Here is an 18,921-nt window from a genome sequence, read left to right on the forward strand (position 1 = left end):
GTATTTTAAAAACGGTGAGCTACCTTTTGAGCCCATCGCAACAGGTGACTGCCACACCGCGCATAGAAAAGGTCCAGGTAAACCCGATTGACCAAAAGGATGTACATATGGTTGCGAATAGAGAGCACCCAGTTCTTGACGAAAATGGACTGGCCGCGGGAATTGGTATAAATGACAACCCAACCAAAAATGATGAGGAGCGTGGCCAGCAATACGACTGTGTCAAAAACTTTGGGATTGAATGCCGCCGCCTTGAAGAACCCGGCAGCCATACCCGGCTCATGATAAATAAAATGCGTGAACGCCTCACCGGCCCATAGGTATATGAACACAATGAAAAACAGGGAGCCGACCATCGCACTGACAACAGCCCATGAACCCACCGGGTAAATGCGGTACAAACTGAACATGGCCTGAGAGGCCGTCACCCAGGCGAAAAAGAGGAAGATGACGGTCCCATTGGCATCCTCCAACGGGACATTCAAAACGTCGTGGGCCAGCATCAGAATGATAAGCGGCATGATCAGGGTAAGGATCAACCCCGTATACCAGGACAACTGGTTGGGAGCCCTCACCGGCTCGTGCTCCGACTCATGCGGAAACTCGGGTTCTTCCCGCGCATCATGAATGCCCTGCCCTGCCCGTAAAAACAGGGTCGCCTTGAAGAGCCCATGGGCGATCAAATGAAAGATTGCCAGCGCAAAGGCGCCCAGCCCGCATTCCATGATCATGTAGCCCATTTGCCCCATGGTCGAAAAACCCAGGGTCTTCTTGATATCATTCTGGACCAGCATCATGGAAGCCCCGAGCAGCACCGTCAAAACCCCAACCAGGAAAACCACATGAAGCGTTGTTGGCGAGAGAGCGTAAAAAGGGGCAAGCCGGTTCAATAGAAATCCGCCCGCGTTTACGATTCCCGCATGCATGAGGGCGGAAACCGGCGTGGGTGAATCCATGGTATCCGGCAACCATACATGCAGGGGAAACTGCGCCGACTTCGCCATAGCGCCCACAAAAATGAGCAAACTGATTACAGAGACCGCGTTGACATCAAGAACGTTTCCGGGTAGCAGGGAAATCGTTTGGGTCTGCCTGGCCGCCCGGAACAACTCGGAAAACTCAAGAGTCCCGAAATACCTGTAAGCAAGGAAAATCCCGAATAGAAAGCATACGTCGCCGACTCGATGCACGATAAAAGTCTTAAACGCGTTTTTCCTCGCATCCGGATGAGAATAATTAAATACGAGAATAAGGTAGAGTGCCCAGCTCAACAGAGACCAGAACACAAACAACATGAACAGGTTTGAACTGGAAACAAGGGAAAGGATTACAAAAGTTATAAAACTCAACAGGGCGAAAAACCGGACATAACCGGGGTCGCCTTCCAGATAACGGATCGAGTAAACATGAATGACGGTACTGACACTGGTGATCAAGACCATCATGACAGCCGTGAGGCGATCGATCAGCAGACCCAATTTGAATACCGAGGCTCCACCGGAATCCAAAGGCCACAATGCGATATTAACAGGCCCCTGGGTGCTCACCTGGTAAAGAGTCCAAACTGAAATAAAAAACGCGCTCGTTGTTGCGACAACCCCCACCCTGGCCACATTGGATTTCATGCGCTCGCCGAAGAAACCGATGAGGACTGCCGCCAGAAGCGGGAAGATAATAATAAGTATTGGAATTGTCATTGGGTAATTATTGTCCTTAGCCCGGTAAAGCCTTCAAATTATGAAAAACTTTTCAGGTTCAATAATTAATATTATTTGAGCAGGATTCGGCTCTTGCCTACCTCACTAAAATGATCGACTACCGGATTGATAATTCGCGTCATGTTATTTATTGATCAACCGGATCAGGTCCTGGACCTTCCGGTGCTTTTCTATTGAATGCCGCAAAGGCTTGCGGCTGAAAACCTTGTACACGTTTCTTCTTCCATCTCGATGGTGCTCCAGGTATCCGTCCGCCTCCAGCTCTACGATAATGCGTTGAACTGCACGTTCCGTGATTCCAACTTCATCCGCCAGGTCCCGTATGCGTTCAGACGGGTTTTTGGCAAGGCACAAAAGAACGTGCGCATGATTCGTTAAGAACGTCCACGACGGGGTAGCTATTTTTCTTGTGCTCATCTTAGAAATAATCAAATTTTCTAATAATTTAACCTGTGACCATTAGCTAGAAAAATTTCGATTTTTTAATAGAGGAAGCACGATACACGAAATCGAATTCGTTAGTCAACACCTAATTCAAAAAATTATTTTCAATTCGTTTTTTCTGATTTGAGTTGTAGGAGAAAGGACGAAAACACCTTCACCAGGCGAATGACATTGAGACATGATTTAAAAATGGCTTTGCCGGGCAAACGGACAATCAGATTTTAAACGAGAGCATCTCAACCCACTTTGTAAAAAAACGTAAACAAAAAGGGCGGCGGTTCCGGCAGATGATCGGATCATCGCCAAAACATGCCGCCCTTCCAGTCATCAGTGAAATCGGGAGAGTTTGAACCCCGTAGCCCCTGGATATAGATCACACCCGGTTTGCTGGCCGGTAGAAGGTCCGGAGTTCATTCGATTTCACCGGTTCATTGATCGACTTTAGTTTCATGCCAAACCTGGCTAGTTGCGAAGACTGATCCTCAAGGGTCCATTTTTGTCAAAACGATCGAGGTTCATCACCTTCGTCCATGCAGCAACAAAGTCGAGCACAAACGCCGCATTCGAATCTTCGAATGCATAATATTCCGCTACCGCCCGCAACTCGGAATTCGATCCGAAAACAAGATCAACAGGAGTGGCGGTCCATTTGAGCTTGCCCGTTTTGCGATCGCGTCCTTCATAAACTCCTTCGGAGCCGGTCGACTTGGTCCACTTGGTGGACATGTCGAGCAGGTTCACGAAAAAATCGTTGTTCAACGTTCCGGGCCGGTCGGTAAACACACCATGCCGCGATTGCCCGGCATTGGCATTGAGGCCCCGCATGCCGCCCACCAGAACGGTCATTTCAGGAACGCTCAAATTCAGCAGGTCCGCCCGGTCCACCAGCATTTCTGCCGGCGATAAAGGGTTGCCCTCACCATAGAAATTGCGAAACCCGTCGGCGGTCGGCTCAAGCACCGCAAACGCATTCACATCCGTCTGCGCCTGCAAGGCGTCCGCCCGCCCCGGCTTGAAAGGAACCTGCACAGGGTGACCTGCCTTTCCTGCAGCCTTTTCGATGGCCGCCGCCCCGCCCAGCACGATCAGGTCCGCAAGGGACACCCGTTTGCCTCCCTTTTGCGAACCATTGAAATCCTGTTGAATCTTCTCGAAGGCCTGCAAAACTTTCGCCAGTTCCTCCGGGTTGTTCACTTCCCAAGTCTTTTGCGGCACAAGACGAATGCGCGCCCCGTTTGCCCCACCGCGTTTGTCGGTGTCGCGGAAGGTGGAGGCCGATGCCCAGGCGGTCCTGACCAGTTCAGGTATCGACAACCCCGACTCGAGAATCCGGGCCTTCAGTCTGGAAATATCCCCTGCGTCGATCAATTCATGATCCACCGCAGGAATGGGATCCTGCCATATTTGCTGCTCCTTCGGAACCAGCTCACCGAGATAGCGTCCCCGCGGTCCCATATCCCGATGGGTCAGCTTGTACCAGGCCTTGGCAAAGGCAACCTCAAATTCCTTGGGGTTTTCCTGGAAACGTTTTGCGATACGGCGGTAAGCCGGATCGAATTTCAGGGAAAGGTCTGTCGTGAACATAATCGGAGCATGCCTTTTTGATGGATCGTGGGCATCCGGCACGAGACCCGATACGGAATCATCCTTGGGAATCCACTGAACCGCACCGGCAGGGCTTTTCGTCTGCACCCAGTCGAAGGAGAACAGGTTGTCCAGGTACTGGGTCGTCCATTGGATCGGGTTGACGGACCATGCACCTTCCAGCCCGCTGGTGATGGTATCCCCGGCGTTGCCGCGTCCACAGCTGTTTTTCCAGCCGAGGCCCTGCATCTCGATGCCGGCGGCCGCGGGTTCGGGACCCAGGCATTTGGACGGATCGGCAGCGCCATGGGTTTTGCCGAAGGTGTGTCCGCCTGCGATCAGGGCGACCGTCTCTTCATCGTTCATCCCCATTCGGCCAAACGTATCGCGAATGTCTTTGGCGGCGGCGACCGGATCCGGTTTTCCATTCGGCCCCTCGGGGTTGACGTAGATCAGACCCATCTGAACCGCAGCAAGGGGTTGCTCCAGTTTCCGGTCTCCGCTATAACGTTTGTCCGCAAGCCACTTGGTTTCCGGTCCCCAGTAAATCAGTTCCGGCTCCCAGTCGTCCACACGCCCCCCGGCGAAGCCGTAGGTCTTGAAGCCCATTGATTCCAGCGCAACATTCCCGGACAGGATCATCAGGTCCGCCCATGAAATCTTCCGGCCGTATTTTTGCTTGATCGGCCAAAGCAGCCGCCGCGCCTTGTCCAGGTTGGCGTTGTCCGGCCAGCTGTTGGTCGGTTCGAAGCGCTGTTGACCCCCGCCCGCGCCGCCACGGCCGTCAGCCTGGCGGTACGTGCCGGCGCTGTGCCAGGCCATCCGAATGAAAAACGGTCCGTAGTGACCGTAGTCCGCCGGCCACCAGTCCTGGGAGTTGGTGAGCAACGCATCTATGTCCCGCTTGAGCGCATTCAAGTCAAGGTTGTTGAACTCCTTCGCATAGTTGAAGTTCTCGCCCATGGGATTGGACAGAGTCGCATTCTGGCGAAGAGGCTGCAGGTTCAACTTCTCCGGCCACCAGAACTGGTTCGACTTCGCTTCGCCTCCTGCCCAGGAAGAGTTGACTTGTGTTAACAAAATCAAGGCGGTCGCCAGAGCGGCGGATATAAGATTCGTTCGTCTTAGCATGGGGCTTGAATCCTTAATGAATAAGTTAAAGTTTGGCCAAGCGGGAGCAAACGAAAGGAACAGGACCATTAACAAAAAAGAGTGACTATTTTTAAATATGGTTATGGTCTCTTTTTATTTCAATACTTCCGTAGAAAAAACGAGCTTTACAGGGATTTGAATGATTGGAGTCGGAACCCGGATGGGAAGGCCTTGAATCCCGGAGAGGCCGGGTGAATAGCGGGGAGATTTGTTTTTACTTGAAACCGGACCGGTCCGCCCTCGTCTCCTTTAGCAGGGGAAACGGCCTGTATAAAACAAAAAAAGCCGCTGAACCCAAGCATGTTCCCATGCTGGGTCCAGCGGCACGCTGGTGGAGCTGAGGGGGATCGAACCCCTGACCTCTTGAATGCCATCTGTGCAGGGAGGTTTTCCCAAAAAGTAATAAGGGGATTAAAACGGGACCTGCAAAAATCGTCTAACCTTAATGTTTTAGGCGTCTTTTGCGCCACTATCAACTGTAGCCAGACTGTAGCCGGAACCGGGATTTGAGAAAACCTGTTTCCTGAATTTTCCGGATTTTCCGGCCAATTCTGAGCCCTTTGGCTACAATTTGGCTACAATTGTAAATATCTTGAACATTCGAAACCTTAAGTTTATCGGTCAAGATTTCACCATTTTCTGACCGTTTAAATTAAACATCTATGATCAAAACGTAAGGAATATATAAATGTTTTTAAATTAGTTATAATATGAAAACTTTTGGCATGAGAATATTCCCTATGAACATTATCCTAAAATATGGAAGCATATGGCCTGACAACCATTTTTTTCGAGAAATCGAAATCGCCTTTACAAAAGAAATTAGAGAGTCATCCAATCTAATTGTAAAAATCATTCCATATCAGGATGAGTCTTTAATTATTGAAGACTTAATGAACAATAATTTACATATTGCTGGAACAAGTTCAATCGTTAAATTAGTTCCTGAGGCCAGTTTAATGTATTTGCCCTACCTCTATAATAGCTTTACGCACTATAAAAGAGTATGGACGTCTAATACAAAAATAACGAGAAAAATTGAAGACATTATTTTAAAAAGAACGAACTTAATCGTCTTAGGTTACTCCCTGGTGGGCTCCAGAGATACTTTACTTAAAAGCAAACCCATAGAAACCTTGGAAGATTTTCAAAACCTAAAAATAAGAATAGACGGAGCACAAATTTCTAAAGAAATATTTTCATCTTTAAAGGCAACCCCAATCGTAATTCCATATCATGATGTTTCTGTTAGTTTTAAAAATTCAATAATTGATGCGGTAGAGAACTCTCCATTTAATTTTATAAGAATGAGCTGGAATAAACATGCTTCTTTTGTAAGCTGTACCAAACATAGATATCTCCTAAACTTCGAATTAATCCGGGCGGATTTTTTTTCAAAACTGAAAAAACAAGAACAAACTTCTATTAAATTAGCCATGAAAAAATATTGCGAGAATTTCGCAACGCGAGCCGAATCTGAAAGGAAGAGTTCTATTCATAACCTTATTAAATCTGGAATCCATTTAAATAAATTAAGTGAAGACAATATAAATCAAATATCAAATGCAACCCAAAAGGTGGTCAAAAACTTTGCAGCCAAACACAGCCTAATCAAAGAAATTAAGGAAATAAACTCTATGGCTTAGAGAATAGCTGCTTATTTCGTAATCCCTTAAGGCATTATCCAAATGAAACCAGATGGACCTAATCAAAAAGAGCATGATTGCGATGTCTTAATAATAGGAGGAGGAGTGGCAGGTCTGTATTCTGCTTGGAGGCTATTAGGAAATAAGCCTTCGCAAAAAATCATCATTCTTGAATCTCAAGGGAGGATTGGAGGCAGGCTTGCCACTTCTCAAGTACATTTAGGCAATGATATTGACATCCAAGTGGAAGAAGGGGGGATGCGTTTTTTAGACAAACACATCCTGCTTCACAAGCTTATCGGTCAATTAAACCTAGAAAGAACAATAATTCCATTTGGCATGGGTGACAATCAAAACCGCTTCTACATTCGCGGGAGAGGGTTTTCACGTGAAGAAGATAATCAAAGATCAAATTCTACCTGGTCTGAAATATACAAATTAGAAACTGCCGAAAAAAATATATTACCTAGCGGAATAATCAAAAATATTTTATTAAGAATTGTTTCTGATTCTCAGGGGCGGGGATGGTTACCAAATACCCCGGAAGAGTGGAGTTATTTCCGAACAGAGGGCATTTTCAGACTCTCTGGCGGTAATTTTGAGCCTGTTTATAATTTAGGGCTTCGAACGATCTTATCCGAATACGGCCTCTCCAATGAGTGCGTTAAAATGTTGGTTGACACGTCAGGCTTTGGATCACCATTTTATGAGCTTATAAATGCCGGTTCCGCCTTCCAACTATTAGCTAATTTTCAAGAAGATTTTTCTACCCTTAGGGATGGGTTTCAAGCACTTCCAGAAGCCTTAAGATTGCAAATACAAAGTTCAGAGCATGGGCAAGTTCACACAAATATTACAGCGGAAAGAATTGAAAAAAGCAATAGTGGCTATACAGTTTTTACGAACCATAAGTACCGAAAAAAATACAATTGCTCTAATTTAATATTAGCACTCCCAGTCAATCCACTAACGAAACTAATTGATAACTCCCCTCTTTTTTCCAAAAATTACACATACGAGCTTAATATTCTAAAAAGTCATTTAGACAAAATTATTCATATGCCCTTAACAAAAATAAATTTATTCTATGGAGAAAACTGGTGGGAACCATCTCTTGGAATTAGCCATGGGGGGTGCTTTACCGATCTTCCCCTGAATTCAGTGTATTTCTTTTCAAATGATCAACGCAATGATAGTGCCCAAGCAATTACGGTCTATTGCGATTCAACAAATATTTCTTTTTGGCATGAACTACAATCTATTGGATCTCTATATGGAGATGTAACTTTAGATCCTTCACTAAAAAAATGCTCTAAAATATTAGTTCGCCACATTCAAAAACAATTAAAGTTATTATTTGGACTAAATAATGTTCCAGAGCCGATTTTTGCCACATACAATGCGTGGGGAACTAGTGGTAAAGGACAGGGAGACCATCTATGGAGAATTGGAGCCAACGATCAGGATATATTGGAAAGATCCTGGAAACCTATACAAAATGAACAGGTCTTTATTTGCGGAGAAGCCTTTTCAGATTTACAAGCTTGGGTGGAGGGGGCGCTTCGATCTTCTGAGCGAGTTCTTCAATTAGGTTTTAATATAGAAAAACCTTTTTAAGAATTAAAAGTTATGTGCGGGGGCATTAGCCTTTTTATTTTTGTAGGCCTCCACTTGAGCAGCCATTTCTTTTCTTAATCGGTACAAAACTGGACGAAGAACATCCCAAAGAGGCATTACCTCATCTTCTGGTATTTCCTCCACGAACCGATTAATTTCCGTTTGATTTATTGGCCCACGTAATCCGTCATAAGTAAACTGTTTATCTCCAAATGGGCGCAAAGCCTGATCAGACATTTTAATATTACTAAATAAGGCATTCATTTCTTGGTAACGATCATCAAGTAAGTCAGAAAATTTTATTGTCACCAAAGCCATTTCAAGCTCTCTGCGGATATTAGCAATTTGGATTTCTTTAATTTTTCGATCACTTAAATTAAAGGGTTCTCTTTTAAAACGGTCAGCTAATTGTGTCATTATTGTTCTCCCTAAATACTTTCAGTTGCCTCAACATTTCAGGCACATTCCTCACGTAAAAACGAAAGTCCAGCGTAGGGTCACCCCCACCTAAAAGCACTATACTCTCATTATTTTCAATTGCATAGAAAATAATGAAGTTTTTAATCAATCCCCCCTCTTGTGTATGTCTAACAAAAAGTTCTCTAAGATTTTCATGATTTCGAACCCTACGACTTACGGGGAATCCTAATGAAGAGCCTTTATCTTTAAGCTGGTCGATCCCAGAATAAATTGATTCTATTTCGCCTTCCTTAAGGGATTTACACCATTCTATAAATCCTTCACCCTCTTGAATATTACTTTCCAGCGTCATAGATAATTTCTAAGTTTACTTAAGAAAGCAACTTAATTTAATTAATAATAATTTATAACAATGTCAAGTTTTTGACAAATGTACTTATATATAGTCTATAAAATGAGAGGGAGAAATACAACGCCCAAAGAATGACCATTTTAATATATTACCTTATTTAAGTTAGTTTATTTAAAAAGTAATTAAGTTTGAAAACTTTTTAATTCAAGCTAAAAGCCACGCCGCCGCCTGATCGGCCTTGCTGGCCGCCGTGAAGACGGCCTTCTTGTCTTTCTTCAGAACGTCGAGCCAGTTGGCGATGTATTCCGCGTGATCCTGACGCGGGGAAGGCGTCACGCCCAGATCGGCGCAGAGGAAAGCGGAACCCAGCTCCGCCACCAGCTCTTCCATAGCGTAGGAAGCCTCGCCGAAGCGTCCGGTCATGTCGCGTGCGCACCGGCTGTCATGGCCGCTCCAGTGCGTGAGCTCGTGAAACAGCGTCGCGTACCAGCCTTCGGTCGCGGAAGATGTGTCCGTGCCGGTGAAGAATTCCCGGTGAGGCATGAGGATGAAATCGCCCGCCGGGTTGTAGCAGGCCCGGTTGCCGCCGATGCGGATATCCGCGCCGGTTGCGGCCACGAAAGCCTCTGCGCCGTCCAGCACGGCCACCGGATCAGCCGCCGGAACTGCCGGCGGCGTCCAGCCGTCCACCTGAGTGACATTGAAGACCCACGAAGCGCGGGCGTAGTAGCGTTTTCCGGTTTCGATTTCCCCGGTGTCCTCGTTTTCCGTTTCCACCTCCATTTCCTTGTAGAAAACCACGAGGCTGGACTTTTCTCCTTTGCGCACCTGCGCGCCCAGTTTTTTCCATTGTTTGTAAGTGGCCCACGTTCCGTCTCCGTAGCCTTTGGCCATGGCGGCAGCCCAGAGCGCCACGACATTGATGCCTTTATAGGCGTTGCCCGTGGACGCGTTGACCGGACGGCCCAATGAGGCCCCGGCCTTGATCCAGGGAAGCGTGACCTTGCCGGAGCAGGATTCGAGAGCGGCAATGATCTGGTTGGTGATCTGGGTATGGATGTCCTGAATCGGGTTCTTGGTTTTGGTTGCGTTCATGATGTTTCTCCTTTTTGTTATCCGGCCGCGCCCATCGCGGCTCCTTACGGCTTTCGCCAGAAGGACCGGCCAAACCGAACCCCGCACCCGCACGGGCTGGAGAAACGCGGAAGACAGGAAAGCCAACGGACTTTTTTGGAGGGAACCGGGCGCGAGGAAGCTGCAGGCGGGGAAAAAAGCCGGTGGCCCTGTTGCGGGGGGAGGTGCCGGTCCTAGAAAGGCGTCTAAGGAGGGAGCCGCCGGGCGCGTTGCCCAAAAGGAGAAACGAAACGCAAACCAATTGAACCCGATATCCAAGCCCAGAGAAAAACCAACCGAGCGCGTCAATCAACCGCTTCCGGCAAGCTTCCCGAAAGGCCCGGGGCAGTGCTTCAGACACACCCGTCCGGTACGGCCACGGTCAGGGCGTTCAATGGAAATTCAGGCGGAATGGGCTACCGCCCAAAAGCGGGGATATCAGGCCACCACAAGGAAAAAGCGGGCAGAGGAAAGGATGGATAGCCTTGTGGTTTTGGGGCTACAAGGAAGGGGAAACGGGAAACGATTTTCGGCGAAAGGAGGGGGAAAAACCACTTCCGTTCAAAGGATATTCTTCGCGGCTTACCAAAGAAAGACTAAAAATTCGGGAAAGCTTATTATGGATTTGGCATCGCGAATATTATACAATTTGGGCAATCATAAAATTCTTCAGGAGAGCCGACATGAAACGCTATTCTCCATTCCTTACCAAGTGAAGGAGGCTTTTGATGTGCGATTTGACCCACTCGATTAAATTGAACTGTTGGTTTACATAAAATGCCAAATCTTCCCCTTAATAAATACGCTTCAAGCTTTCTGGCCGCCAGCATTCTGACTGCGTCCCTCTCCGGCCCAGCTTTCGCGGATGAAAAGCAGAAACAAACTGTCTTCGGTGAAAGGGGGCCGACTGTGGCCGATTTTGTAGAGATGAGTGCAGACCAAAGGGCAAAGGTTGTAACACAAGAAGCGAAAAGGTTTTATCAAGCTTTTTTAAATAAGGGGAATAATGAATCCGCTAAATGCATTCTTGAATATCATAATAATAGAAGTGATGAAGGTTTTGTTAGAATGTTTTTAGGCACGATTTCAATGGTTCGAAATAAATTTAATCCTGAGAAAGTATATATAAATCATATTGTCGAACTAATTTTTATGAAAAAATGCAAAATAGAATATGGAAAATAACTCAGTTATCGATTTAATCCCTAAGGGCTCAGAAAAAGAATCTGGGCGATATTTATGCTCGGGATACTATCGATACGCTTTTGGAAAATCAATGTGCACACCCTCAGAAACGGCGGAGCGACCACCTTCCTCTCAAGCCGATACCGAATGCCATCACAATTCCAACAAGCCTGGTAGATAACTCTGTGAAAAGCATTCATCGTTACCGGTAAACTTTTGCGCTTTCGAGCGATAAAAAAAACGCTTCCTTTTTCTCCTCACATTTCAATCCAGACCAGGCCTTTCAAGGCCACAAGTTAGCAAACCCTGTGTTGTGACCGGCAAGCGCGGAGCACTTCTCCTCTCCGTTGCAACCCTTTCGGGTGCGGTTCTCCTCAAGTCTGTGCTGTTCGCGGCCTCAAGAAAGGCCCGGATGGTCCGGACCTCGAAAAGAGGAGAAAAATTATGGAATCGCTTACAACCGCCTTCTCAACCGCAAGTTCACCAAAAACTCCGTTCAATGATTTCCTGTTCTGGCTTATCGTCATGCTTCTCATCCTTGACGGCTCCATTCAGGAACAGGATGCCCGGCGCGAAAAGAAACGCCGTCACCGCCGGTTTCTACGGGACGTGCAAAACAATCGCCGCCGTCATTTCCGCCCTGGAGCCAATGCTCCCCGGCTATTAAAAACGGCCCTCGATGGAGGGCCGTTTTATTGTTAGTGGCGGGGCGTCACCCTGGTAAAGCCTCGTCCAAAAGTTTCACAACATCCTGAGGAAGGAATTCCCTAGGATCGTCGTAGCCCAAGATGCAGGTATCATGTGGGATGATTTCCTTCCCGGCCTTCTTGATCGAGGTGATGATGGTGTTGTGAAGTCCCCAGGCTTTTATCTTGACTTCGTAGCCTGCACCCGTCAGCGCGTCGGCGACCTGCCAGGTTTCGATCTGGCCGTCTCCATCTCCGAAGCCGAATTTATCGAAAGCTTCTTTCCATTTCCAGTGATAGGTTCCTCCGCAGTGATCGCATTCAGATATTGGCATTTTCTTTCTCCTTTATCGTTAGGTTTTTCTCAACATGCGAAGGCAACCGCCGGTCGAAAAAGGTGAGAGGTCACGGGCAACACGGTGGCGGTGCGGGCCGCCCATTGACCATGAGCCGCGACCGGCGACAAAGCATGAAATTTGAGAAAACCGGAAAGGGGAAATAGAAATTAAACTGAAAGGAACGAACACAAAGGGAATTTGTTCCAACTGGACTTAAAGGCTGAGATCGAATCTTTGGAAGGCGTGAGAGAGGGTGCCACGGGAACAGCCCAGTTCGCGGGCCATGCTCATGATGGTGGATTTTCCTGCGCGAATTTCCGTATGGGCGCGGGTTACATCGGCGGAATCCAGTTTGTAAGGCCGCCCGATATGCTTGCCCCGGCGTCTGGCGGCGGCCATGCCTTCGCGTGTCCGTTTGATCAGGTTTTGCCGCTCGAACTGTGCGAAGGCGGCCATAACGGTATAGATCAATTCCCCGGAAGGCGTAGAAGTATCCACGTTAAGCGTGACAATCTGGAATTCAATACCGCGTTGCCGGAGTTTTTCACTCTCTAGGAGGGCGTCCACCGTGGAGCGAAACGCGCGGTCCAAATCCCACACAACCAGTGTGTCACCGGCTTTCAGTTTCTTCAGGATTTTCTGGTAAACAGGGCGTTTCTTACTGGTGGCGGAGAGTTTTTCTAGGTGCACTTCATCGCAAAGGCCCTTCAGCCCGTCAAGCTGACGGTCCGGCCTTTGCTCTTCGGTGGAAACACGTAAGTAGCCTATTTTCACAGGATTCCCTTCCCATGCCAGTCAGTGTCCAAAGAACACCATGCACAAAAAGGGAGCCCTTTTCAAGAGGCTCCGAATGGATAAAGTTTCAAACTACTGAAACTTTCTAAGTCACTATAAACCAAATCAATTTTTTAGAGAAGGAATTTTTATGGAATATGCAAAGGAAGGGCTCCCTTATTGGAAGGGAGTGAGCTATGAGCAACACGATCTTACCCGGAACCAATCGCGCTCCCGTAACGATTGCGTCCAATCCCTATTCTACGTCTTTGCGCAAGAAAACCGGAGGGTTTTTGATTTCCGGTATGTTGGCCTTCGCTTTCTTTTTCTCTGCTGAATGCGGCACGGCCTTCGCGGAAGGGGAAATACAAGTTGAAGTCAAAGATCATACACCGCCCAAACTGGTGTCCTTTGCTCAATATGCCAAAATGACAAAAGGTGAGAAAAGAGAAATTTTTAAAAATACGATTATAGACCTTTATATAAAATTGAGACAAAGGGGACAGAATTCCAGGGCTCAGTGTATGGAGGATATTTTTGGGCATTCTAATGAGTCCATTTTAAGACTATTCGCTGAAATTGAAGCCAAGGCGAATGTCGAAGAAAAAACGCCGGAAACGAAATACAAGAAAACCGTTCCGTGGCATATTGCCCGGCGTATGCTTGAAATCTGCCCGCCGGGGCCAAAGCCGGTGGCCAGATGAGTTTTTTAGGGGGAGGGAAATGACGTAGAGTTGGATATTGACGAGTCATAGCTGTCATTCAACAAATCGTCATCTGCATCTAAATAGACCTTTCCCTGTTCATTGCTCTGCTTGTATTCACTTTCAGAAGTTTTTATTACACTCCCCACGAATTCAGCCTTTCCTCCAAATGTTGCATTGTTGAAGTCAACATTAAACCCTTTTTCTAGTTTCTCTATATCTTGGCCAATTTGTTTAGCCTGATTTTGCCCCTCCTGAGCAGATATGATGCCTTTATCAACTTGGTCTTGAAGCCCTTCTAAGCTGTTTTCAGCATCATCTATGGCTTGGGGGGCATTCTTCACCTCGGCTTCGTAGTTATCCCAAGCGTCCTTGGCCTGTTTGGTGCGAGCGGAGCCCATTTCTTCATGGTTTTTCCTAGCCTCTTCAAGCTGGTTTTCGTTGATTAATTCCTGCCATTGCCCGTTTTCATCCTGAACATAATACCGGCTGGGGTCGTTTGCATCCGGATAAACCGTCTGTCCGTTGGAAAGGGCGATAACATCTTTGTAGAATTCCGTTTCATCGCGTTCAAGATCATTGAGTTTTTCCTGAAAGAATTGCCGGGCGTCGTCGATTGTCTCCCGGACCTCGTAAATGGTCTCAAGAAATTGTTGGTGGATCATCGCCGTCATTTCCTGTAACAATTCGGCTTTACGGTCTTTTTCCTCTTCTTCTTTACGTAATTTGCCGTCCGGGCCGTGGTCGGCCAGATTTACGCCGGCAACATTCCCAGAATGCAGGGCAAGCAAGGTTTTCTGCCCAACAGGATTGGCCTGCCAAATTTTCATATCAGGCGGCGAAGCGTTAGCCGCAAAAGCGTCTTTAAGATTAATTCCCATACTTTTTCCCTGCACACAATAAATTCCCAACAATCCTATCAAAAGGAAGTTAAGAATTTATTTATGGAAACAGGCCCTGTTTGTTTTAATTACGGGAAGGAAATAAAAAACAGGAAAAAAGGGGAATTGTCTAAATTTATTAAATTTTAATCTCCAGAGAATAAACTATTCATTACTACATAAATATTGCGCCGCCGGGTCTCCCCACTTCAGCTCGGCGGCGTTTTTTCTGGGTTACCTCGGAAAATCAAATTCGCGCCTACCCTTGAATTTGGATGGGTTTGAAAACTTGAAGTCGCATTTTGCGACCTCAAGTTGGGGTGGGCGCAGAACTCTTCCCTACGTTTTTACAGAGCAAGGTGTGGTCATGTTTTCTACTGTTCTTCATAGCGACCGGGCCATAGAGGTGAACATTAATATTATGAGAACTTTTGTAAATCTTCGGCAATTCCTCTCAACAATGAAGACATCATACGAAAGCTAAGCCAACACGATCAGCAAATTGAAAATCTATATAAACACGCAGAAACGCTTTTTCCCCAGACCGGGAGAAAGAAAAAATATCAGTTATATCTGGGATGAAGAAGAGTGAATTTCCGTAATCTTTATTATCACATCCATTTATCGTGGCACGTGGAACCGCAAAATAACAATTCGCACTCCTATATCAGCGTGAGTTGGCTGCAATTTGGCTCATAAGAAATCCCGTTTTTTCCTGATCCCCTTCCTTAAACCTGGCAATAAAGCTACCAATATAGCGGACTTAGAGGGGCTATCAAAAAACCATTTAAATTTAATAACTATGTGTTATATAATAAGTTATTGTTATTATTAACCGGACATTTAAGCGGACATGAAACCGGACAAAAAAACGGCGAAAGATAGGGGCGAAACCCTTGGTTTGATGGAGCCTTTGATCATATCCCAAGGCTCCAGGCACAGGCCTCAGCTCATGGATATTGCCATGGATTTGGCATCCAAATCCTCAGGATTCCGCCGCAGTTTGCCTCCGGGCATTTACCAGGCTCTCGCAAAGCTCGTCCGGACAATGAACTGCTATTACAGCAACCTGATTGAGGACCACAATACGCATCCTATTGATATTGAGCGGTCCATGGAAAATGATTACAGCCAGGACCCCAAAAAGCGTGACTTACAAATAGAAGCCAAAGCCCATATTCTTTGCCAACAATGGATTGATGAAGGCGGTTTAGCTGGACGAGTGTACACGGTCGATGGGTTAATGGAAATACACCGCCGTTTCTGTGAAAACCTGCCTGAAGATTTACTTTGGGTTGAATACCCAGACAATGACAATAAGGAGAAGATCAGGGTAATCCCCGGTGAACTCCGGGAGCGGGATGTTAGAGTGGGCAAACATTATGCGGTTAGTCCTGGAGCCCTATCCCGCTTCATGAAACGATTTGAAGATGCATACAGTAACTTAGGAAAATCCGAGGCCATCCTGGTTGCCGCAGCCGCCCATCATCGGCTTGTTTGGATTCATCCTTTTATTGATGGGAACGGGCGTGTGGCTCGACTTATGTCTCATGCGGCCATGCTTGAAACACTGGATACCGGCGGGGTCTGGTCGGTTGCAAGAGGGCTCGCCCGAAGCGTGGATAAATACAAAAGTTTATTACAGCAGGCAGACTTGCCCAGGCGAAACGATGTAGATGGACGTGGTAGTTTAAGCGAAGAAGGTTTGGCGGAATTTACGCTTTATTTTTTGGAAGTATGTCGTGACCAAGTAAAGTTTATGGAAGAACTGGTCCAACCGGATCGTCTTCGTACCCGCATTTTACTTTGGGTCGAAGAAGAAATCCGGATGAAAACGTTGCCTGACCATTCAGGAAAAGTATTGGACGCCCTGCTCTATCGTGGGGAGCTTCCACGGGGAGACATTCCCGAAATCATTGGAGCTGGGGACCGTCAAGCCCGCAGAATTACTTCTGCCTTGCTAAAGGAGGGTGTTCTTACTTCAGAAAGTCCACGGGCACCTCTTCGACTGGCTTTTCCGGCAAAACTAGCCGACCGGTGGATGCCCAATCTATTCCCGGAAAAACCCGGTTAATTTTTGTTCCCTATAATGATTATTATCCGATTTTGTTTGGATCACTTGTTCGGGACAGAAGTAAATTGGTAAGCTTTTAACAGATTTAAATTAAAACCAATTCTGCAATACGTTTTGTTTCCTTAATTTGCCATCTCTGGCTTTTGTCTTCCTAGATCTTCAAAAAATTCGGAAGCGGGTTTTACGCCGCTTACGAGTAACCGGTCGCGGGCTCGCGTACAGGCAACGTAAAACAGGTGCCGTTCCGTTTCGTAAATCTCATCCAATTCGGATTCGTCGGCGACGGTTTCTATACGTTCCTGAAGAGGAAGAATTTCATCGTCGCAGGCCATAACGATGACTGCCTTAAACTCAAGGCCTTTTGCCAAATGCATCGTTCCGATGGAAATCCGGCCCGCCGGTTCCTCCGCCCGCTCTGAAAGCTCCAAAGGGATATGGCCTGATTGTTTTACAGTTTCTCGGGCTCTGCTGAGTTCATTCTTGGTTCGGACAAAAATACCGATTTCCGCCGGTTCTACGCCGTCTTTCATTCCCTGTTTCATCCAGTTCACGATACCTGCGATTTCCAGTTCCTGGCTATCGAATGTCTGTATTTCGGGCTCGGGACCATTGAAGATCGACACCGTGCCAGTTCTATCTTCTTCGTTACCATCAACATCGCGCACAAGCTTGGGCAAAAGCAAATCGGCAGCCTTCCGTATTTGGTGGGAAGTGCGATAATTCACCTTGAGTGTCTGGGATCGTCCCTTGATTTCCACGCCAAGTGACTTCCATGAAAACGGCTCCTGAAAAATCCGCTGGCCAAGATCGCCTGCAAAAAACAGCGAGTCTGGTCCGCCCGGTGTAATAACAGAAAGCATTCTTAACTCCGGTACGCCGAGGTCTTGTGCTTCATCAATAATTGTATGTGTAAATGGCTTGTGTTCCTTATCAGTATAATGGGCTGTAACCTTTCCGAAAATTTCAGGCCACGACATTATTCCCTGCTCTTCAAGTTTCCTTCGCGTTTGTTCAAAAATTGGCCAGATCAGTTCACGTTTGCTGGTGCTCATACGGTTTTTGCGTCCCAGACGTGGCACGTCGCGATAAGCTTCAAGGGTGTCAATTTGCCATGCATCAACGACATGCGTCCATTCCGAAACCAGAAACCGCGTGGTAAATTTCTTAATACCCAAATCTCGCGCGGAAGACTCTAGGAATCCTCGTACCTGCTCTTCCGAAGCTGCACGAGGATGATAGCCAAAAGCCAGAGTGAAAAGATCGTGTGCCACGCCGCGAAAGGGCAAAACGGTTACGCGCGGCACAATGGATTTATCGTCTCCAGTTAGGATTTTAAGCTTACTTTCAAGAGCATTGGCCAGTGGTAGGGAAAACGTAGTTAATAATAGCTTTGCATCTTGATTCTTTTTCAGGATATTAGCGGCCCGGTGGATGGCCACCACAGTTTTTCCAGTTCCCGCAGAGCCCGAAACCCGTGCGGGTCCATTAAAGGTTTGCTCCACGACACGGCGTTGGGAAGGATGAAGAAAGACCATCCATTGATCCCAAGGGTAATCCAATGCCCGTTTGAGTTCGCCTACATCTTCCAAAACCCTGAAACGACGTTGGGCATCTGGGTGAGAGAAAGGATCGGTGGTAACCGGCTCCTGAGTAATTGCCACTTCCGGCTTTTTGCCCACGGCAAGGTCCAGAAGTGCTTCGGCGGCTTCCTGGGGCAAGTGTTCAGCAAGGTCAAAAAGAGTGTCTTCGGTTGCGGCCTTAACGTCATCCAGCCATTCTTCCGGCACCCCATATTCCAGTAATTCTTCCTGGACAATATGGGAAAACAGTAATGGTTGGGTTAGTTCCGGTTTTTCTACCTCAACTGATTTGAAAACCGGAATTTCCTCAATTCGTTCTCGCACCTCAACAATCTGTGCCGCGCCGGTTTTAGGGTGGATTTCGATTTTTCGGCGTTCTGCCCATTTGTATGCATCGTCGTGGTGATCTACATAGCAGATTAAAAAGCTTTCCGATGTTTTGTGTACCACAAGGCGGATATCGCGGCTGACACGCACGGACCAGAAATTGGAGTCCTTAGATTTATCAATTCGGTGGAATTGAAGACCGGGTGAGGATGAGTCCAATTGAAGATCAAAAACCGTTGTTTTAACCGTTTTCTGCTCTTGTGCGGTTAATTTGCGTAAGGCGGTGGGAAAGCTATCGGCAATACAGAATTTCATTGTCTAATTGG

18 protein-coding genes are annotated in these 18,921 nt (G+C 47.0%); 8 read left to right on the top strand and 10 right to left on the bottom strand.

Annotation, left to right across the window (positions count from 1 at the left end; all coding sequences use genetic code 11):
* Positions 1-5 precede the first annotated feature (5 nt).
* The 3 genes from ACTRXA_RS11305 to katG all read right to left on the bottom strand — a co-directional run bounded on the left by ACTRXA_RS11305 (position 6) and on the right by katG (position 4,877).
* Positions 6-1,697 (bottom strand): NADH-quinone oxidoreductase subunit 5 family protein, encoded by a 1,692-nt coding sequence (locus ACTRXA_RS11305; protein WP_442427299.1) that lies wholly within the window; start codon positions 1,695-1,697, stop codon positions 6-8.
* 144 nt (positions 1,698-1,841) lie between these two features.
* The gene (locus ACTRXA_RS11310; RefSeq protein WP_442427300.1) at positions 1,842-2,135 is read right to left on the bottom strand and encodes a helix-turn-helix transcriptional regulator; all 294 of its coding nucleotides are present in this window, start codon (positions 2,133-2,135) and stop codon (positions 1,842-1,844) included.
* A 489-nt stretch (positions 2,136-2,624) separates the two neighbouring features.
* The gene (gene katG / locus ACTRXA_RS11315; RefSeq protein WP_442427301.1) at positions 2,625-4,877 is read right to left on the bottom strand and encodes a catalase/peroxidase HPI; all 2,253 of its coding nucleotides are present in this window, start codon (positions 4,875-4,877) and stop codon (positions 2,625-2,627) included.
* A 761-nt stretch (positions 4,878-5,638) separates the two neighbouring features.
* Between katG and ACTRXA_RS11320 the strand changes: the two genes are divergently transcribed.
* Together ACTRXA_RS11320 and ACTRXA_RS11325 are read left to right on the top strand one after the other, a co-directional pair.
* Positions 5,639-6,544 (top strand): TRAP transporter substrate-binding protein, encoded by a 906-nt coding sequence (locus ACTRXA_RS11320; protein ID WP_442427302.1) that lies wholly within the window; start codon positions 5,639-5,641, stop codon positions 6,542-6,544.
* 42 nt (positions 6,545-6,586) lie between these two features.
* Positions 6,587-8,161, top strand: coding sequence for a flavin monoamine oxidase family protein (locus ACTRXA_RS11325; protein ID WP_442427303.1), 1,575 nt, complete (start codon positions 6,587-6,589; stop codon positions 8,159-8,161).
* A 3-nt stretch (positions 8,162-8,164) separates the two neighbouring features.
* On the opposite strand, the gene ACTRXA_RS11330 is transcribed toward ACTRXA_RS11325, so the two are convergent.
* The 3 genes from ACTRXA_RS11330 to ACTRXA_RS11340 form a co-directional block, all read right to left on the bottom strand.
* On the bottom strand, positions 8,165-8,578 hold the full coding sequence (locus ACTRXA_RS11330) for a hypothetical protein (protein ID WP_442427304.1): 414 nt from the start codon (positions 8,576-8,578) through the stop codon (positions 8,165-8,167).
* The gene (locus ACTRXA_RS11335) at positions 8,562-8,933 is read right to left on the bottom strand and encodes a type II toxin-antitoxin system RelE/ParE family toxin (protein WP_442427305.1); all 372 of its coding nucleotides are present in this window, start codon (positions 8,931-8,933) and stop codon (positions 8,562-8,564) included. The genes ACTRXA_RS11330 and ACTRXA_RS11335 overlap by 17 nt, the downstream gene beginning before the upstream one ends.
* A gap of 204 nt (positions 8,934-9,137) precedes the next feature.
* Positions 9,138-10,028, bottom strand: coding sequence for an ArdC family protein (locus tag ACTRXA_RS11340; RefSeq protein WP_442427306.1), 891 nt, complete (start codon positions 10,026-10,028; stop codon positions 9,138-9,140).
* Between the two features lie 412 nt (positions 10,029-10,440).
* Here ACTRXA_RS11340 and ACTRXA_RS11345 point away from each other — a divergent pair, with 412 nt between their 5' ends.
* The 3 genes from ACTRXA_RS11345 (at position 10,441) to ACTRXA_RS11355 (ending at position 11,933) form a co-directional block, all read left to right on the top strand.
* Entirely contained in the window at positions 10,441-10,800 is a 360-nt protein-coding gene (locus ACTRXA_RS11345; RefSeq protein ID WP_442427307.1) for a hypothetical protein, read from the top strand.
* A 23-nt stretch (positions 10,801-10,823) separates the two neighbouring features.
* The gene (locus tag ACTRXA_RS11350; RefSeq protein WP_442427308.1) at positions 10,824-11,231 is read left to right on the top strand and encodes a hypothetical protein; all 408 of its coding nucleotides are present in this window, start codon (positions 10,824-10,826) and stop codon (positions 11,229-11,231) included.
* 444 nt (positions 11,232-11,675) lie between these two features.
* Entirely contained in the window at positions 11,676-11,933 is a 258-nt protein-coding gene (locus tag ACTRXA_RS11355; RefSeq protein WP_442427309.1) for a hypothetical protein, read from the top strand.
* A 10-nt stretch (positions 11,934-11,943) separates the two neighbouring features.
* On the opposite strand, the gene ACTRXA_RS11360 is transcribed toward ACTRXA_RS11355, so the two are convergent.
* Together ACTRXA_RS11360 and ACTRXA_RS11365 are read right to left on the bottom strand one after the other, a co-directional pair.
* Positions 11,944-12,252, bottom strand: coding sequence for a hypothetical protein (locus ACTRXA_RS11360; RefSeq protein WP_442427310.1), 309 nt, complete (start codon positions 12,250-12,252; stop codon positions 11,944-11,946).
* Positions 12,253-12,468: 216 nt separating this feature from the next.
* On the bottom strand, positions 12,469-13,029 hold the full coding sequence (locus tag ACTRXA_RS11365; protein WP_442427311.1) for a recombinase family protein: 561 nt from the start codon (positions 13,027-13,029) through the stop codon (positions 12,469-12,471).
* Positions 13,030-13,226: 197 nt separating this feature from the next.
* On the opposite strand from ACTRXA_RS11365, the gene ACTRXA_RS11370 reads away from it, so the two are divergent.
* Positions 13,227-13,733 carry a hypothetical protein gene (locus ACTRXA_RS11370; protein WP_442427312.1) on the top strand — a complete coding sequence of 169 codons (507 nt, stop codon included), beginning with the start codon at positions 13,227-13,229 and terminating at the stop codon, positions 13,731-13,733.
* A 5-nt stretch (positions 13,734-13,738) separates the two neighbouring features.
* On the opposite strand, the gene ACTRXA_RS11375 is transcribed toward ACTRXA_RS11370, so the two are convergent.
* Positions 13,739-14,614 (bottom strand): hypothetical protein, encoded by an 876-nt coding sequence (locus tag ACTRXA_RS11375; protein WP_442427313.1) that lies wholly within the window; start codon positions 14,612-14,614, stop codon positions 13,739-13,741.
* A gap of 289 nt (positions 14,615-14,903) precedes the next feature.
* On the opposite strand from ACTRXA_RS11375, the gene ACTRXA_RS11380 reads away from it, so the two are divergent.
* Positions 14,904-15,098, top strand: coding sequence for an ORF6N domain-containing protein (locus tag ACTRXA_RS11380; RefSeq protein WP_442427314.1), 195 nt, complete (start codon positions 14,904-14,906; stop codon positions 15,096-15,098).
* A gap of 369 nt (positions 15,099-15,467) precedes the next feature.
* Complete coding sequence (locus ACTRXA_RS11385; protein WP_442427315.1) at positions 15,468-16,688, top strand: Fic family protein; 1,221 nt, start codon at positions 15,468-15,470, stop codon at positions 16,686-16,688.
* A 122-nt stretch (positions 16,689-16,810) separates the two neighbouring features.
* Here ACTRXA_RS11385 and ACTRXA_RS11390 read toward each other — a convergent pair whose 3' ends face one another.
* The gene (locus ACTRXA_RS11390; protein ID WP_442427316.1) at positions 16,811-18,910 is read right to left on the bottom strand and encodes a 3'-5' exonuclease; all 2,100 of its coding nucleotides are present in this window, start codon (positions 18,908-18,910) and stop codon (positions 16,811-16,813) included.
* Positions 18,911-18,921: the final 11 nt, after the last annotated feature.

The organism is Nitrospina sp. P1_D6, from assembly GCF_052156615.1.
Lineage (GTDB): Bacteria > Nitrospinota > Nitrospinia > Nitrospinales > Nitrospinaceae > Nitrospina.

What these genes read in the sequence shown, in the direction of transcription:
- ACTRXA_RS11345 (WP_442427307.1), top strand. Translation starts at nt 10,441, where the DNA reads ATGGAAATTCAGGCGGAATGGGCTACCGCCCAAAAGCGGGGATATCAG.
- ACTRXA_RS11360 (WP_442427310.1), bottom strand. Translation starts at nt 12,252, where the DNA reads ATGCCAATATCTGAATGCGATCACTGCGGAGGAACCTATCACTGGAAA.
- ACTRXA_RS11335 (WP_442427305.1), bottom strand. Translation starts at nt 8,933, where the DNA reads ATGACGCTGGAAAGTAATATTCAAGAGGGTGAAGGATTTATAGAATGG.
- ACTRXA_RS11390 (WP_442427316.1), bottom strand. Translation starts at nt 18,910, where the DNA reads ATGAAATTCTGTATTGCCGATAGCTTTCCCACCGCCTTACGCAAATTA.
- ACTRXA_RS11375 (WP_442427313.1), bottom strand. Translation starts at nt 14,614, where the DNA reads ATGGGAATTAATCTTAAAGACGCTTTTGCGGCTAACGCTTCGCCGCCT.
- ACTRXA_RS11325 (WP_442427303.1), top strand. Translation starts at nt 6,587, where the DNA reads ATGAAACCAGATGGACCTAATCAAAAAGAGCATGATTGCGATGTCTTA.
- ACTRXA_RS11340 (WP_442427306.1), bottom strand. Translation starts at nt 10,028, where the DNA reads ATGAACGCAACCAAAACCAAGAACCCGATTCAGGACATCCATACCCAG.
- ACTRXA_RS11350 (WP_442427308.1), top strand. Translation starts at nt 10,824, where the DNA reads ATGCCAAATCTTCCCCTTAATAAATACGCTTCAAGCTTTCTGGCCGCC.
- ACTRXA_RS11310 (WP_442427300.1), bottom strand. Translation starts at nt 2,135, where the DNA reads ATGAGCACAAGAAAAATAGCTACCCCGTCGTGGACGTTCTTAACGAAT.
- katG (WP_442427301.1), bottom strand. Translation starts at nt 4,877, where the DNA reads ATGCTAAGACGAACGAATCTTATATCCGCCGCTCTGGCGACCGCCTTG.
- ACTRXA_RS11370 (WP_442427312.1), top strand. Translation starts at nt 13,227, where the DNA reads ATGAGCAACACGATCTTACCCGGAACCAATCGCGCTCCCGTAACGATT.
- ACTRXA_RS11385 (WP_442427315.1), top strand. Translation starts at nt 15,468, where the DNA reads ATGAAACCGGACAAAAAAACGGCGAAAGATAGGGGCGAAACCCTTGGT.
- ACTRXA_RS11305 (WP_442427299.1), bottom strand. Translation starts at nt 1,697, where the DNA reads ATGACAATTCCAATACTTATTATTATCTTCCCGCTTCTGGCGGCAGTC.
- ACTRXA_RS11320 (WP_442427302.1), top strand. Translation starts at nt 5,639, where the DNA reads ATGAACATTATCCTAAAATATGGAAGCATATGGCCTGACAACCATTTT.
- ACTRXA_RS11355 (WP_442427309.1), top strand. Translation starts at nt 11,676, where the DNA reads ATGGAATCGCTTACAACCGCCTTCTCAACCGCAAGTTCACCAAAAACT.
- ACTRXA_RS11330 (WP_442427304.1), bottom strand. Translation starts at nt 8,578, where the DNA reads ATGACACAATTAGCTGACCGTTTTAAAAGAGAACCCTTTAATTTAAGT.